This is a genomic window from Polaribacter sp. Hel1_33_78, from assembly GCF_900106075.1.
In the GTDB taxonomy this organism is placed as follows: Bacteria; Bacteroidota; Bacteroidia; order Flavobacteriales; family Flavobacteriaceae; genus Polaribacter.
Window position 1 is genome coordinate 1,355,785 of record NZ_LT629794.1, and the last position, 15,147, is coordinate 1,370,931.

Genomic DNA, 15,147 nt, shown 5'->3' on the forward strand with positions numbered 1-15,147 from the left:
ACTTTTATACTTATCAATGAAACTTATGGAAAAACTAAAAATATTTAAAATTAAAATCAATTTTGGTTATTTTATGACTTGTCCTCCTTTTCACTTTAAATTTGAAATGGGGTATTAGTTTCCAGAATTCATAGATAGATTTTTAAATTATTTAAGGCAGTATCAGGTGGTTTACTGAATGCTTATAAAAATAATATTAGAAATGTAATTATCAAAAATGTATTCGATTTATAAGATTATGATAATATAAATATTACTTTTGGACATAAAGTAGGACAATTAGATACATAAGGTTTAAAGGCATAAAATTTAGAGAGCAACTATAATAAAACAAAAAAAATGAAGCTAGTAATAGAAAATTTAACGAAGACGTATAAGAATGGTGTAAAAGCTATTGATAATTTAAGTATTGAAATAGGAACAGGAATGTTTGGTTTGTTAGGGCCAAATGGTGCTGGAAAATCATCATTAATGAGAACAATTGCAACGTTGCAAAGTCCAGATTCTGGTTCAATTACTTTTGGAAATATCAATGTATTGGAAGATAATATGTCTTTGCGTAAAGTGTTGGGATATTTACCACAGTCTTTTGGTGTTTATCCTAAAATGTCTGCGGAAGATTTGTTAGATTATTTTGCAACTTTAAAAGGAATTGCAAACAAAAGTGAAAGAAAGGCAATTGTAAAAAAGGTTTTAGAAATTACAAATTTATATGATGTAAGACGTAAACATGTTGCCGGGTATTCTGGCGGAATGAAACAACGTTTTGGAATCGCTCAGTTACTTTTAAATAATCCAAAATTAATTATTGTAGATGAACCAACAGCAGGTTTAGACCCGGCTGAAAGACATCGTTTTTTAAATGTTTTACGCGAAGTTGGCACAAATTGCACCGTTATTTTCTCTACTCATATTGTTGAAGATGTAAAAGAATTGTGCAATGAAATGGCAATTTTAAACGGAGGAAAAATTCTAAATCATACAACTCCGCAAGAAGCTACGAAGGAAATTGATGGAACCATTTGGACAAAAATTATCAATAGAGAGGATTTAGAAGAGAATGAAGAAAAGTTTGATATTTTATCTTCGAACTACAACCAAGACAATACATTAAATATTAGAGTGCATGCTGCAGAAAAACCTTCAGAAGAATTTATAGCGGTAAAACCACAATTAGATGATGTTTATTTTATTGCATTAAAGCAAGATGAACCGGAGTTAGTTTAACGTTTTGAAAAAATAATAATTTTAAAAATTAAATTCTCTAACTACATAATTATGTTTTCAACTATTTTCAAACAAGAATTAAAATATTGGTTTAATAGACCTGCTTTTTACATATATTTATCCATCTTTTTGTGCTTGTCTTTCTTTTTATCAGCAGCTACTGCTGGTTTATTCGATTCAATAACTGCAACTACTGGTTCATCAAGAATTGTAAACTCTCCAATCGGTGTTAATGGTTTATTAAATGCGTTAACGGTTTTTATCTTTTTCCTTTTCCCATCTATTATAGGAGTTTCTATATATAGAGATTATAAAAGTGAAATGCATACCATTTTGTATTCCTATCCTTTTACAAAATCTAATTACCTATTTGCAAAGTTTTTTAGCGGTATCGTTGTGGTTTCTTTAATTGTTTTATCAATTTCTTTAGGAATGATAATTGGATTTAGATTTCCTGGAACAAACCCTGAAATTGTTGGTTCATTTCAAATCGTAACCTATTTAAAAGCCTATTTAATATTTATTTTACCAAATATTTTATTGTTTGGCGCCATTGTTTTTGCTGTGGTAACTTTTTCTAGAAATATTGCTGCAGGTTTTATAACTATTATTGTTTTGTTATTCATTCAAGGTGTGGTAGAAAGTATACTTTCTGAGCCAGAACAAAGAGGTTTATTAGCTATTTTAGATCCTTTCGGTTCTGGAGCTGTAAATTATTACACAAAATATTGGACGCCTTCAGAACAGAATGAATTACAACTGCCTATTAAAGAAATGATTATATACAATCGTTTACTGTGGTTAGCAGTTGCTACTTTAATCTTTGGATTGGTTTATCGATTTTTTACATTTAGTCAAAATGCCATCTCTTTTTCATTTAAAAAATCAAAAGGTGAGAGAATGACCAAGACAAATTTTAGTGGAATTACAAGAATTGTTTTGCCTAAAGTTGTTTATGATCATTCATTTTTTCAAAATTTTAAAACGATGTGGAAGTTATCTAATATCGATTTTAAATACATTGTAAAAAGTTGGCCGTTTATATCCATTGTTCTAGTTGGTTTAGTTTTAATGTTAGTTGGCTTGTCTGAAATAGGAAATATTTTTGGGACTGCAACTTTACCAGTTACTTGGAAAATGTTGAACATTGCAGGCGTTTTTTCGGTTTCTATAAATATTTGTACTTTTTTATACGCTGGTATGCTTGTAAATAGAGCTAAGATCGCAAGAGTAAATCATTTAGTAGATGCCACCGCAATTCCAAATTGGACTTTATTATTTTCTAAAGTAATTGCTTTAGTAAAAATGCAAATTGTTCTTTTGGCAGTAATTTTGATTGCAGGTGTTTTATTCCAATTGTATAATGGCTATTATAATTTTGAGTTTGGGCATTATTTACAAGAATTATTTCTACTAAGTATTTTAGGGTATGTAGTCTGGGCTTTCCTATCAATTTTTATTCAGACTTTAATTGGTAATCCATATTTAGGATTGTTTATTTTATTGGTAATTTCTATCGGTATGCCATTTTTGTCATTGGCAGGTGTAGAGCAATCTATTTTTAAATATAATCAGGGGCCTGGATTTAGTTATTCCGATATGAACGGTTACGGAATTTTAACGCCATTTCTAGTATATAAAGTCTATTGGATTCTTTGTGGTTTAGTACTTCTAGTAATGTCTGCCTTATTTTGGGTTCGAGGAATACCCGCTTCCTTTGCAGAAAGATTATCGTTAGCAAAGTCAAGGTTTAAAGGTGGTTATGCTGTTAGTTTAGTGGTTTTTTTAGTTGCTTTTTTCAGTTTAGGATTTTCTATTTATCAAGAAACCGGTTCTAAAGGAAAAAGAACTTCTTCGAAAGAAGCAGAATTAAGAAGAGTAGAGTGGGAGAAGAAATATAAAAGATTTGAAAATTACGAACAACCAAGAGTCATTGCAGTTAATACAACTATGGATATTTTTCCAAAAGAAAGATTATTTAAGGCGTCTGCAAAAATCCAAATGGTAAATAAAACGGCGAATGCGATAGATAGTGTTTTCTTAAATCATAATTCATTAAAAAGTACATTTGAATTTAGTAAGCCAAATAAATTAGTTTCAAAGGATACTATACATAACTTTGATATTTATTACTTTGAAAACAAAATAATGCCTGGAGATACTTTAGAATTGGCAGTAACTGTAAAAAGTAATAAAAATACATCTTATAGAGGAAGATCTCCAGTTAGAGGAAATGGTACCTTTATCAATAATTCTTCTTTATTTCCTACGCTAGGCTATTCAGCACAAGGAGAATTAAGAGACGATAAAACGCGTAAAAAGTATGATTTATCTAAAAATGATTTACGTCCTCATCCGTCAGATTCAGCAGCTTTAGGTGATACTTATATTTCCAAAGATTCAGATTGGATTAATTTTGAAGCAACAGTTTCAACTTCAATAGATCAAATTGCAATTGCTCCAGGATATCTGCAAAAAGAGTGGATAGAAAATGATAGAAAATATTTTCATTACAAGATGGATAGTAAAATCCTAAACTTCTATGCCTTTAATTCTGGTAGATATGAAGTGAAAAAAGAAATGTTTAAAGGAATTAGTTTAGAAATTTACTACCACAAACCACATACTTTCAATTTAGATAGAATGATGAAAGGTATGAAGGCATCCTTAAATTATAATTCAGAAAACTTTAGTCCTTATCAATTTAGACAAGCAAGAATTATTGAGTTTCCAAGAACAGGAGGAACGTTTGCACAAGCTTTTGCAAATACAATGCCTTTCTCTGAAGGAATTGGCTTTATTGCAGATGTAGATGATGAAGATGATGATGGAGTTGATTATCCTTTTGCAGTTACTGCTCACGAAGTTGCACATCAATGGTGGGCGCATCAAGTAATAGGAGCAGATGTTTTAGGGGCTACAATGTTGTCTGAAAGTATGTCTGAATATGTGTCTTTAAAAGTGTTAGAGCATGAACATGGAAAAGCAAAAATGAGAACTTTTTTAAAGGAAGCTCTAGATGGATACTTATTACAAAGAACTTTAGAACGTAAACGTGAAAAACCGTTAATGTATAATGATGGTCAAGGCTATATACATTATCAAAAAGGGTCTATGGTTTTATATGCTTTGAGCGATTATATTGGAGAAGAAAAAATGAATGGAGCAATTAAGAAATTTATTAATAAAGTGAAATTTCAAGAACCTCCTTATACAACTTCTATTGAATTCGTAAACCATTTAAAGGAGGCTACTCCAGACTCTTTACAATATGTAATTAAAGATATGTTCGAAACCATTACTTTGTATAAAAACAGAATAACAGATTCTAAAGTAACTGAATTGGAAAACGGAACTTATCAAGTTGATATAGAGTTTGAAGTTGCTAAATATAGAAATAATGAAAAAGGAAAACGTTATTATGGAGAAAAAGTAGGGGACACTTTATCTTATAAAACAGATAAAATGAAAAAGCCAATTTTATCTGTTCCTTTAGCAGATTATATAGATGTTGGTATTTTTACAGAAGAAGAAGTTCAAGGAAAAATGAAAGAAAAAGTACTTTATTTGAAGAAACATAAAATTACAGCAATCAATAATAAGTTAACAATTATTGTTGAAGAAAAACCAATGGAAGTTGGCGTAGATCCTTACAATAAATTGATTGATACACAATCTGATGATAATCGAAGAAAATTCTAGATGGATGACGAAACAAAGGAAGACAACAATTGCCTCCGTTGCTTTTTTAACAGTGGTTGTATTACATATATTAGGGCTGCTATTTAGTCAGAAAATAGCTTTTTTAAGCAAGCCTTTTTTGATTACAACTTTAGTAATTATTTATTTAGTAGCTGTCGAAAAACCAAATTTTTGGTATGTTTCAGCCTTGTTTTTTTCTTTTTGGGGAGATGTTTTGTTGCTTTTTAAAAATCAGTTTTTTATATATGGATTAGCTTCTTTTTTATTGGCTCATATATTGTACATCAAAATAACAGTTTCATTTATCAAGAAGGTTAACTTCCAAAAGATTTTGGTGGCTTGTTTGCCTTTTGTAGTTTTTTTGTTTTCTTTTTTATTTGTGATAATGGATAATCTTGGAGAAATGAAAGTTCCTGTCATTATTTACGGAATTGTAATTTCTTCTTTTGGAGCAGTTTCTTTTTTGAATTATACACAAGAAAAGAATACGGCAAGCTTATGGCTTTTTCTAGGAACTATTATTTTTATCATTTCTGATAGTTTAATTGCTCTTCATAAATTTTATGAGCCAAAACAATTCTATTCAATAACTATAATGCTGACTTATATAGTTGCGCAATATCTAATTTGTAAGGCCATAATTGCTATAACTTCAGAACAGGATTAAAGAAATAATTTAATTATTAAAAGTAGAATTATAACAAGCTTATTAAAATAATAAATGAAATGAAAAATGGACTTTTAGTATTAATAGCTGCAGTTTTATTTCTCTCTTGTGGAAACCAGAAACAAGTCGAATTATATTTTTTGGATGAATATGTTTTGTCAGATTCTATCAGATTTAAAAACACTCTTATTGGCGGCTTATCAGGGTTAGACTATGCAAATAATCAATATTATTTTGTGGTTGACGACGCTAGGAACCCCAGAGTTCTATCAGGAGATATTACTATTTCTAATTATGAAATAAAATCAATAGGCTTTAAAAATATCATTTTTTTAAATGATACCGCAACTAAATTTTACAGTGAAAATGCTTTAGATCTAGAATCTATTTTTTTTGATGAACAAACAAATGAAATTAATTTAGTAAGTGAGGGCGCTATTCGGAAAAATAAACTTCCTTCAGTTTTTAAAATTGATGAAAATGGAGCTTTTTTAGAAAGTTTTCCATTACCAAAGAACCTATCAGATTTAAAAGTGATAAAACATAATGCTGCTTTTGAAGGCTCTTCAAAGAGTATTGATCATAAAGGATTTTGGACGGCTTTTGAAGCACCTCTAAAAGATGATGGTGCAGAGCCAACTTTTACAAAAACATCATCACCAATCAGAATTACGTATTTTGATAAAAAGTCTAAAAAAGCCACAAAACAATATGCTTATCAGTTAGAGCATATTACAAAACCATCAAAAGGAGACATCAATTTAAATGGTGTAACCGCAATTTTAGAGTACAAAAAAAATCACTTTTTTGTTATTGAAAGAACGTATCAGAATGGTTATGGAAGTTATGGGAATATTATTAGAATATTTGAAGCTATTATTGATGAAAAAACAACAAATATTTTAGAAATTGATGCATTAAAAACAACAAAATTTAGACCTCTTAAAAAAAGATTAATTTTTAATTTTGAAGATGTAAAGGAGAATTTAACATCTGGAATTATAGATAATATAGAAGGTCTTACTCTAGGTCCAAAATTGCCAAATGGAAATCAATCTTTAGTTTTGGTTGCTGATGATAATTTTCAAAGTTTTGGTAAGCAATTAAATCAATTTATTTTGTTAGAGTTACAAATAAATAAATAATAGTATTTTAGCTAACTTAAAAGTTACATTTTGCTGAATTTCACTAGATATAAAAGATATTTTTTAAATAATCAGTTTCAGAAGATTCTCATAGAAAAAGAGAGTAACAGAGTTGTTTCACAAAAAGAAATAAAGACTGTTGGAATTTTAACGACGGATGAAATTTCTAATTGGGTAAATGTTAAAGAAGAGGTAGAAAAATTACTGAATCTTACAAATGCTAAAATCTATAGTTTTAGGTCACATAAAAAACATCATGAAGTTTCCTATGAGCACTTTTCTGAAAAAGATTTTAGTTGGAATGGAAATATCAATCAACCAAATCTCAAGAGTTTTATAGATGAACCTTTTGATTTGTTAATAGGTTATTTTAATAAGAAAAACCTCTATTTAGAGAATGCAGTTTTACAATCTAAAGCTACTTTTAAAGTAGGCATTTCTAAAGTAAATCAGAAATTATATGATATTGAAATTGCAGAAGTTCCAATTAAAACAGATAAGTTTCTTTTAGAGCTAAAGAAATACTTGAGAATATTGAAAAAAATAAAAAATTAAACTTCAAACGTAAAGTTGTGTTTTCCTGTTAAGAATTTATTATTTCATTTTAATATCAACTTGAATAGCGTAAATTTACCCTTGTAAAAAATAAAAATAATGCAAAGATTTATTGGCACAGGTGTTGCTTTAGTTACCCCATTTAAAGACGATTTGACTTTAGATATTGAGGCGCTTATTAATTTAGTAAATTTCAATATTGAAAACGGAATAGATTATTTAGTGATTAATGGCACAACTGCTGAAAGTGCTACAATTTCTGGTGAAGAAAAGGATCAAATTATAGACGTTATTATAAAAACAAATAACAACCGTTTGCCTTTAGTTCTGGGTGTTGGTGGTAATAATACTTTACAGGTTGTAAAAGAATTACAAACAAGAGATTTCTCGGGAATAGATGGTATTCTTTCTGTTGCTCCATATTACAGTAAGCCAACGCAAGAAGGTTTTTATCAGCATTACAAAGCACTCGCAAGTGCAACAGATTTACCTATAATTTTATACAATGTTCCTGGTAGAACAGCAAAAAATATGGAGCCATTAACTACCCTGCGATTAGCGAACGATTTTGCTAATATTGTAGCTGTAAAAGAGGCAGGAAACAACCAGCAGCAATACAATACTTTATTGAAAGAAAAACCATCAGATTTTTTAATTATTTCTGGAGATGATGATTTGGCTTTAGGAGTGGCTTTAGCAGGTGGCTCAGGAGTTATTTCTGTAATTGGACAAGCTTTTCCAAAAGAGTTTTCGACGATGATTAACCATGGTTTACAAGGAAATAATAAAGAAGGATATGAAATTCATTTTAAAATGATGGATATTGTGGATTTTATCTTTGAAGAAAATAATCCTGCAGGAATTAAAACAGTACTACAAGAATTAAATATTTGTTTAAATAATGTCCGTTTACCATTAGTAAAAGCCAGTTCAGAATTACAGACTAAAATAGCAAACTACATAAAAAATAGTAAGCTTCCTATTTTAAATTGAAGGGAATTACCGTTATAGTATTTGTTTTAAATTGATGAAAATTGTATATTTGATTACACTTAAATGATTTTAAAGCCATTTATTATGTTAAAACCTTTAATAGAAGAAGTATTAAATAAACAAATTATTGTTGAGGCTCAATCATCTCAAATATACCTGGCAATGGCTTCTTGGTCAGAAGTATTAGGTCTTGAAGGGGTTGCTAAATTCATGTATTCACATTCTGATGAAGAGCGAGCTCATATGTTAAAAATTGTAAAGTTCATTAACGAAAGAGGAGGACATGCAATAGTTCCTCCATTAGACTCCCCACCAACTCAGTTTGGTACCATTAAAGAAATGTTTCAAGATTTGTACAAACATGAAGTAAAAGTATCTGCTTCAATAAACGATTTGATAGAAGTTTGTTTGCTTGAAAAGGATTACGCAACACATAGTTTTATGCAATGGTACGTTACTGAACAAATAGAAGAAGAGGCTATGGCAAAAAATATTCTTGATAAAATACATTTGATTGGTGATGATAAAGGAGGATTATATTTATTTGATAATGATATAAAGCTTCTGGTTAACCAACAGGTAAATTAATGTTAACAAACTTTTAGTATCATTTTATATGTAGATTAATCTTTTTTATTGGTAATTGCAGCGTGTAATTTTCAGTGTAAAAAATCGTTTTATTTATCCATAATTAATTAGTAGTTTTGCCCGATGCAAAAAATTAAAAATTTAGCGTGTTTATTGGTGTTTAGTCTTTTGTTATTTTCTTGTGGAGAATATCAGAAAGTTTTAAACAAAGGAAGTATTGAAGACCAATACAAAATGGCCGTAAAAATGTACGAAAGCAAAAAGTACAGTAAAGCGTTGCGTCTTTTTGAAAAAGTGAAACCTGCCTATCGAGGGAAACCTCAGATGGAACGACTTCAGTTTATGATTTCACAATCTGATTTCAACGAAAAAAACTATAGTAATGCAGGTTATTATTTTGATCGTTTTACAAAAAATTATCCTAAAAGTTCCAAAAAAGAGGAGGCTGCATTTATGTCTGCGTATAGTTATAAATTAGCATCACCAGTTTTTAGTAAAGATCCCACAGATACCAATAAGGCATTAGAAGCTTTCCAAAGTTTTATTAACACGTATCCAAATTCATCAAAAATTGATGAGGCAAATCAGCATTATAAAGAAATACGCTACAAATTACAGCGTAAGTATTTCGAAATTGCAAAAACTTATTACACTACCGCAGATTATGATATGAGAAATTATAAAGCTGCGATACGAGCTTTTGATAACCTATTATCAGATTACTTAGGTTCAGAGTTTAAAGAAGAAGCTTTGTATTATAGATTAAAAGCGGCGCATGATTTTGTTTTGAAAAGCACAGATAGAAGAAAAATAGATCGTATTAAAGATGTTATTGAAGCTTACGAAAAGTTGAAAAGAAACTATCCAGAATCAAAATTCATGGAAGAATCTAATGAAATGTTTGCAACTTTATTAACAGAGCAAAAAAGAGTAAATAGTATTTTTGTTAAAATAGAAAAATTGGCAAAAGAAAAGGAAGAAGAGAATTCAAAAGAGAAATTATAAATTATGGATTATAAAGATACAGAAGCAGCTACAAGTACAATTACTTATAACAGAAATGAGATTGAAGCTCCTACAGAAAATATTTACAAAGCTATCTCTATTATTGCTAAAAGAGCAACGCAAATTAATTCTGATGTAAAGAAGGAATTAGTAGATAAATTGGATGAGTTTGCAACTTATAATGATAGTTTAGAAGAAGTTTTTGAAAACAAAGAACAGATAGAGGTTTCTAAATTTTATGAACGTTTACCAAAACCAACTGCAATGGCTGTTGAAGAATGGTTGCATGATAAAGTATACTTCAGGACTCCAGACAGCGAATAATGTCTGTTTTAAGTGGTAAAAAGATTCTTTTAGGCATTACAGCTGGAATTGCCGCTTACAAAACGGCTAGTTTAGTCCGTTTGTTTATAAAATTGGGCGCAGATGTTAAAGTAATAATGACACCTGCGTCTAAAGATTTTATAACACCTCTTACACTTTCTACACTTTCTAAAAACCCTGTTCATTCAGCTTTTTTTGATAAAAAAGATGAAAATGAACTATGGAATAATCATGTTGACTTAGGTCTTTGGGCAGATTATTTTTTAATCGCTCCTGCAACGGCAAATACACTTTCTAAAATGGCAAATGGAACTTGCGACAATTTATTGTTAGCAACATATCTATCCTCAAAATGCCCAGTATATTTCGCACCAGCAATGGATTTAGATATGTATTTACACCCTTCTACAAAAGAGAGTTTAAATAAATTACAAGGATTTGGTAATACTATAATTCCGGTTGCTTCTGGCGAGTTAGCAAGCGGTTTAGTAGGTGAAGGAAGAATGGCTGAGCCAGAAGATATTCTAGCTTTTATTGAAAATGATTTACTTTCTGCGCTTCCACTTCGTGGAAAAAAAGTATTGATAACTGCTGGTCCAACTTTTGAAGCAATCGATCCTGTACGTTTTATCGGGAACCATTCTTCAGGGAAGATGGGGTTTGCAATCGCACTTGCAGCTGCCAATTTAGGAGCAAAAGTTATTTTAATTTCTGGTCCAAGTAATCAAGAAATAGAACATTCTTTTATAACAAGGATTGATGTCGTTTCTGCTGATGATATGTACAAAGCTGCGCATCAATATTTTAATGATGTTGACGTTGCTATATTATCTGCAGCTGTTGCAGATTATAAACCAAAAAATATTGTAAATCAGAAAATAAAAAAGGTAGATTCTACGTTAAATTTAGAGTTAACAGCTACAAAAGATATTTTAGCGTCATTAGGTGAAATTAAGAAGCATCAGTTTTTAGTAGGTTTTGCATTAGAGACCAATAACGAAATTGAATATGCAAAAGGCAAGATTCAGCGTAAGAATTTAGATGCAATTATTTTAAACTCTTTACAAGATAAAGGTGCTGGTTTTGCTACGAACACAAATAAAATCACTATTATTGATAAAAATTTGAATGTAAAACCATTCGAATTAAAATCGAAAGCTGCTGTTGCTAAAGATATAATTAATGAAATTATTTTAAGAATCGGTAGTGAAGATCATTACAAATAAGTCAATTAACCTATTTGAAAGTTTTGTATTTTGATTCTAAATGTCTAAACACCAAAAAATATAACATGCGTAAACTTATTTTTCTTTTTGCCTTATTTTTGATGAGTGTTCATATCAATTCGCAAGAGTTAAATTGTTTGGTCAATGTAAATTACGAACAAATAGGAGGTTCCAATAGACAAGTTTTTACAACGTTACAAAATTCTTTAACGGAGTTTATCAATCAAACAGAATGGACGAATAGAACTGTAAAACCTGAGGAAAGAGTTGATTGTGCTATGACTATTATTATAACTGCTAGAGAGAATAATACATTTACAGCCACGTTGCAAGTTCAATCTACAAGACCCGTTTTTGGTTCTACTTATACGAGTCCTATTTTAAATTTAAAAGACAACGATTTCTCTTTTAAATATAATGAGTTTGATCCTTTAATTTATAACAAAAACTCTTTTGATAGCAATTTAATTTCTACGATAGTTTTTTATGTATATACAATTTTAGGTGTTGATGCAGACACGTTTTCTAAATTCGGTGGAGAAACCGAATTAAAAGAAGCACAAAATGTAATGTTACAGGCTCAACAAAGTGGTTTATCTTCTTGGCAGAATGTGGTAGGTAAACAAAATCGTTTTTTATTGATAGACAATTTGTTGTCTTCAAAATTAAAAGTATTCAGAAATACTTTGTATGATTATCATATAAAAGGGTTGGATAATTTTGCAAGTAATAAAGAGTTTGGAAAGCAAGCTTTAGAAGATAGTGTTTTGAAAATTCAAAATATTTTTAATAAAACTGTTGGGAATTACTTAATTAGAGTCTTTTTTGATGCAAAAGCAGATGAAGTTGTAAGCATTTATTCTGATGGCCCTAAAACAAGTAATGCTTCACGTTTAACAGCTGCGCTTAGAAAAATTTCTCCAAATAATAATTCTAAGTGGAGAAAGATTGAATAGCATTTTTCTTTATTTTTTTTGAATTTAATTCACTAATTTTAAAGTCTAAATTCAGCGAATTTGTTAACCTCTATATCTATACATAACTACGCATTAATCAATCAATTATCTATCGATTTTTCTAATGGTCTTTCTATTATTACTGGAGAAACTGGTGCAGGTAAATCTATACTTTTGGGGGCTTTAGGTTTGGTTTTAGGAAATAGAGCAGATTTATCTTCTTTAAAAGACACTTCTAAAAAATGTATAGTAGAAGCAAAAGTTGCGATTGCTAATTATGATTTAAAAGATTTTTTTGAAAAGGTAGATTTAGATTACGAGGATACCACTATTTTAAGAAGAGAGATTTTACCCTCAGGAAAATCCCGCGCTTTTGTAAATGATACCCCAGTTACTTTATCCGTTTTAAATCAATTACGTTCAAAGTTAATTGATGTGCATTCTCAGCATCAAACTATGCAATTGTCAGATGCTAGTTTTCAATTCATGGTTTTAGATGGTTTGTCCAAAAATTCAAAAAAAGTTGCTTCTTATAAAAGAGGAGTGCAGCAATTACATCAACATAAAAAGGAGTTAGAGGAGCTTGAGAGTAATCAAAGAACAATCAATTTACAATACGATTATAATCTTCATTTATTAAAGGAGTTAAAGGATGCTAACTTGCGAGTTGATGAACAGAAGAACTTAGAAGAGAAGCTAGGAAAATTAAATAATATAGAAGATATTAAACTCAATCTATCCGAAGCTTTGAATCTTTCTGTAAATGAGGAAGTTGGAATACAAAATTTACTAAATATCTTAGAAAATAGGGTGTCTAAAATTGCACCTTTTTCTAAAGAGTATCAGGACTTATCAGAAAGAATTACCAGTGTAAAAATAGAGATTGATGATATTATTTCTGAATTAGAAACTGCTAATGAAAACGTTGAATTTAATCCAAATGAAGCAGAAGAAATCAATGACAGATTGCAGTTGATTTATAATTTACAAAAGAAACATTACGTAAATTCTAACGAGGAATTAGTAATTATTTTAGAGGATTTATTAGAGAAAGTAAGTCAAGTGGAGAGTGCAGATGAAGACATCAATCAAAAGAAAAAAGAAATTCACAATGTTTCCGAAAAATTGGATGTAATTGGACTAAAGATCTCTAATGCTAGAAAAAAAGTAATTCCGAATTTAAAAAAGGAATTAGAGAGTTTATTATCAGATTTAGGAATGAAAAATGCTCGTTTTTCTATCAATATAAAATCAACCTCTCATTATTTTTCAAACGGAAAAGATGAATTAGAATTCTTTTTTTCGGCGAACAAAGGGGGTAATTTCGGGGAACTTAAAAAAGTGGCTTCTGGTGGAGAATTGTCAAGAATTATGCTGGCTGTAAAGAGAGTGCTCTCAGAAAACACACAATTACCCACCATTATTTTTGATGAAATTGACACAGGCGTTTCTGGTGAGATTTCTAACAAAATTGCTGCAATTATGCTGCAAATGAGCAAGCACATGCAAGTTATTTCTATTACACATTTACCACAAGTTGCAGCGAAAGGAGACAATCATTACAAGGTTTATAAAGAAGAAATTAACAATGTCACTACTACCAATTTAAGACAATTAACTGCTGAAGAAAGAATTGTAGAAATAGCGGAGATGTTAAGTGGAAAAGAGATTTCTGAAACTGCAATTACACACGCGAAAGAGTTATTAAATTAAGATTATATTTGCAGCGAAATAACAATCAACTAAATACTAAATATTAACAATTTATAAGTATGTCATATAATTTATTAAAAGGAAAAAGAGGTATTATTTTTGGAGCTTTAAACGAGCAATCCATTGCTTGGAAGGTAGCAGAAAGAGCGCATGAAGAAGGTGCTACATTTGTATTAACAAACGCACCAATAGCCTTAAGAATGGGAGAGTTAAATGCTTTAGCAGAAAAAACAGGTTCTCAAGTTGTCGGGGCAGATGCAACTTCTATGGAAGATTTAACAAATTTGGTTGAAAAATCGATGGAAATTTTAGATGGTAAAATTGACTTCGTTTTACACTCAATTGGTATGTCTGTAAATGTTCGTAAAGGAAAACATTACACCAATCCTAAATACGATTTTACCACAAAAGGCTGGGATATTTCTGCAGTTTCTTTTCATAAAGTAATGAATGTTTTATATAACAAAAACGCCATGAGTGAGTGGGGTTCAATTGTTGCCTTAACATATATGGCTGCACAAAGAGTGTTTCCAGATTATAATGATATGGCAGATAATAAAGCCTATTTAGAAAGTATTGCGCGTAGTTTTGGATATTTCTTCGGTAGAGATTATAAGGTGCGTGTAAATACAATTTCACAATCTCCAACACCCACTACAGCAGGAAGTGGTGTGAAAGGTTTTGATGGCTTTATTGAATATGCTGAAAAAATGAGTCCGTTAGGAAATGCTACAGCTTTAGAATGCGCAGATTACACGATTACTATGTTTTCAGATTTAACCAAGAAAGTAACATTACAGAATTTATTTCATGATGGAGGATTTTCTAATATGGGAGTAAGTGATCCAGTTATGGATAAATTTGTTGGGGAAGAATAAAACTTAAATTTTATTTTTTCAAACTATATCCTGCTTTTTACTACATCTACTTTAAGAAAAATATAGAAGGTTAAGAATATCATCGGGTATTCTAATGGTTTCAATCTGAGCTAAGCTTATTTGGTAGCTTATCGAGAATAAAAAAACAAGCACATTTTTTAAATAATG

13 protein-coding genes are annotated in these 15,147 nt (G+C 30.0%); all 13 read left to right on the plus strand.

Going from position 1 to position 15,147, the window contains the following annotated elements; genetic code table 11:
- Positions 1–339: 339 nt before the first annotated feature.
- The 13 genes from BLT88_RS05695 to BLT88_RS05755 all read left to right on the plus strand — a co-directional run bounded on the left by BLT88_RS05695 (position 340) and on the right by BLT88_RS05755 (position 14,979).
- On the plus strand, positions 340–1,227 hold the full coding sequence (locus BLT88_RS05695; RefSeq protein WP_036785411.1) for an ATP-binding cassette domain-containing protein: 888 nt from the start codon (positions 340–342) through the stop codon (positions 1,225–1,227).
- A gap of 51 nt (positions 1,228–1,278) precedes the next feature.
- Positions 1,279–4,929: a M1 family aminopeptidase gene (locus BLT88_RS05700; protein ID WP_091953576.1), complete on the plus strand. Its 3,651-nt coding sequence runs from the start codon at positions 1,279–1,281 to the stop codon at positions 4,927–4,929.
- Between the two features lie 4 nt (positions 4,930–4,933).
- Positions 4,934–5,596, plus strand: coding sequence for a lysoplasmalogenase (locus BLT88_RS05705; RefSeq protein ID WP_157691143.1), 663 nt, complete (start codon positions 4,934–4,936; stop codon positions 5,594–5,596).
- A 59-nt stretch (positions 5,597–5,655) separates the two neighbouring features.
- Positions 5,656–6,741 carry an esterase-like activity of phytase family protein gene (locus BLT88_RS05710; RefSeq protein ID WP_091953579.1) on the plus strand — a complete coding sequence of 362 codons (1,086 nt, stop codon included), beginning with the start codon at positions 5,656–5,658 and terminating at the stop codon, positions 6,739–6,741.
- Positions 6,742–6,771: 30 nt separating this feature from the next.
- Positions 6,772–7,296, plus strand: coding sequence for a hypothetical protein (locus tag BLT88_RS05715; protein ID WP_036785436.1), 525 nt, complete (start codon positions 6,772–6,774; stop codon positions 7,294–7,296).
- Positions 7,297–7,395: 99 nt separating this feature from the next.
- Entirely contained in the window at positions 7,396–8,289 is an 894-nt protein-coding gene (gene dapA, locus BLT88_RS05720) for a 4-hydroxy-tetrahydrodipicolinate synthase (protein WP_091953581.1), read from the plus strand.
- 84 nt (positions 8,290–8,373) lie between these two features.
- Positions 8,374–8,877, plus strand: coding sequence for a ferritin (locus BLT88_RS05725; protein WP_036788133.1), 504 nt, complete (start codon positions 8,374–8,376; stop codon positions 8,875–8,877).
- 123 nt (positions 8,878–9,000) lie between these two features.
- On the plus strand, positions 9,001–9,882 hold the full coding sequence (locus BLT88_RS05730; protein ID WP_091953583.1) for an outer membrane protein assembly factor BamD: 882 nt from the start codon (positions 9,001–9,003) through the stop codon (positions 9,880–9,882).
- A gap of 3 nt (positions 9,883–9,885) precedes the next feature.
- Positions 9,886–10,206, plus strand: a complete 321-nt coding sequence (locus tag BLT88_RS05735) for a DNA-directed RNA polymerase subunit omega (RefSeq protein ID WP_036785444.1) — start codon at positions 9,886–9,888, stop codon at positions 10,204–10,206.
- Positions 10,206–11,432: a bifunctional phosphopantothenoylcysteine decarboxylase/phosphopantothenate--cysteine ligase CoaBC gene (gene coaBC / locus BLT88_RS05740; RefSeq protein WP_091953584.1), complete on the plus strand. Its 1,227-nt coding sequence runs from the start codon at positions 10,206–10,208 to the stop codon at positions 11,430–11,432. Before BLT88_RS05735 ends, coaBC begins: the two co-directional genes overlap by 1 nt.
- A 65-nt stretch (positions 11,433–11,497) precedes the next feature.
- Entirely contained in the window at positions 11,498–12,388 is an 891-nt protein-coding gene (locus tag BLT88_RS05745; protein ID WP_091953586.1) for a DUF4835 family protein, read from the plus strand.
- Between the two features lie 60 nt (positions 12,389–12,448).
- Complete coding sequence (recN, locus tag BLT88_RS05750) at positions 12,449–14,101, plus strand: DNA repair protein RecN (RefSeq protein ID WP_091953587.1); 1,653 nt, start codon at positions 12,449–12,451, stop codon at positions 14,099–14,101.
- 59 nt (positions 14,102–14,160) lie between these two features.
- Complete coding sequence (locus BLT88_RS05755; protein ID WP_091953589.1) at positions 14,161–14,979, plus strand: enoyl-ACP reductase; 819 nt, start codon at positions 14,161–14,163, stop codon at positions 14,977–14,979.
- Positions 14,980–15,147: the final 168 nt, after the last annotated feature.

Excerpts from the sequence above, each read along its gene's own strand:
- BLT88_RS05735 (WP_036785444.1), top strand. The coding sequence starts at position 9,886 with ATGGATTATAAAGATACAGAAGCAGCTACAAGTACAATTACTTATAAC.
- BLT88_RS05725 (WP_036788133.1), top strand. The coding sequence starts at position 8,374 with ATGTTAAAACCTTTAATAGAAGAAGTATTAAATAAACAAATTATTGTT.
- coaBC (WP_091953584.1), top strand. The coding sequence starts at position 10,206 with ATGTCTGTTTTAAGTGGTAAAAAGATTCTTTTAGGCATTACAGCTGGA.
- BLT88_RS05745 (WP_091953586.1), top strand. The coding sequence starts at position 11,498 with ATGCGTAAACTTATTTTTCTTTTTGCCTTATTTTTGATGAGTGTTCAT.
- BLT88_RS05705 (WP_157691143.1), top strand. The coding sequence starts at position 4,934 with ATGACGAAACAAAGGAAGACAACAATTGCCTCCGTTGCTTTTTTAACA.
- BLT88_RS05755 (WP_091953589.1), top strand. The coding sequence starts at position 14,161 with ATGTCATATAATTTATTAAAAGGAAAAAGAGGTATTATTTTTGGAGCT.
- dapA (WP_091953581.1), top strand. The coding sequence starts at position 7,396 with ATGCAAAGATTTATTGGCACAGGTGTTGCTTTAGTTACCCCATTTAAA.
- BLT88_RS05695 (WP_036785411.1), top strand. The coding sequence starts at position 340 with ATGAAGCTAGTAATAGAAAATTTAACGAAGACGTATAAGAATGGTGTA.
- BLT88_RS05710 (WP_091953579.1), top strand. The coding sequence starts at position 5,656 with ATGAAAAATGGACTTTTAGTATTAATAGCTGCAGTTTTATTTCTCTCT.
- BLT88_RS05730 (WP_091953583.1), top strand. The coding sequence starts at position 9,001 with ATGCAAAAAATTAAAAATTTAGCGTGTTTATTGGTGTTTAGTCTTTTG.
- BLT88_RS05700 (WP_091953576.1), top strand. The coding sequence starts at position 1,279 with ATGTTTTCAACTATTTTCAAACAAGAATTAAAATATTGGTTTAATAGA.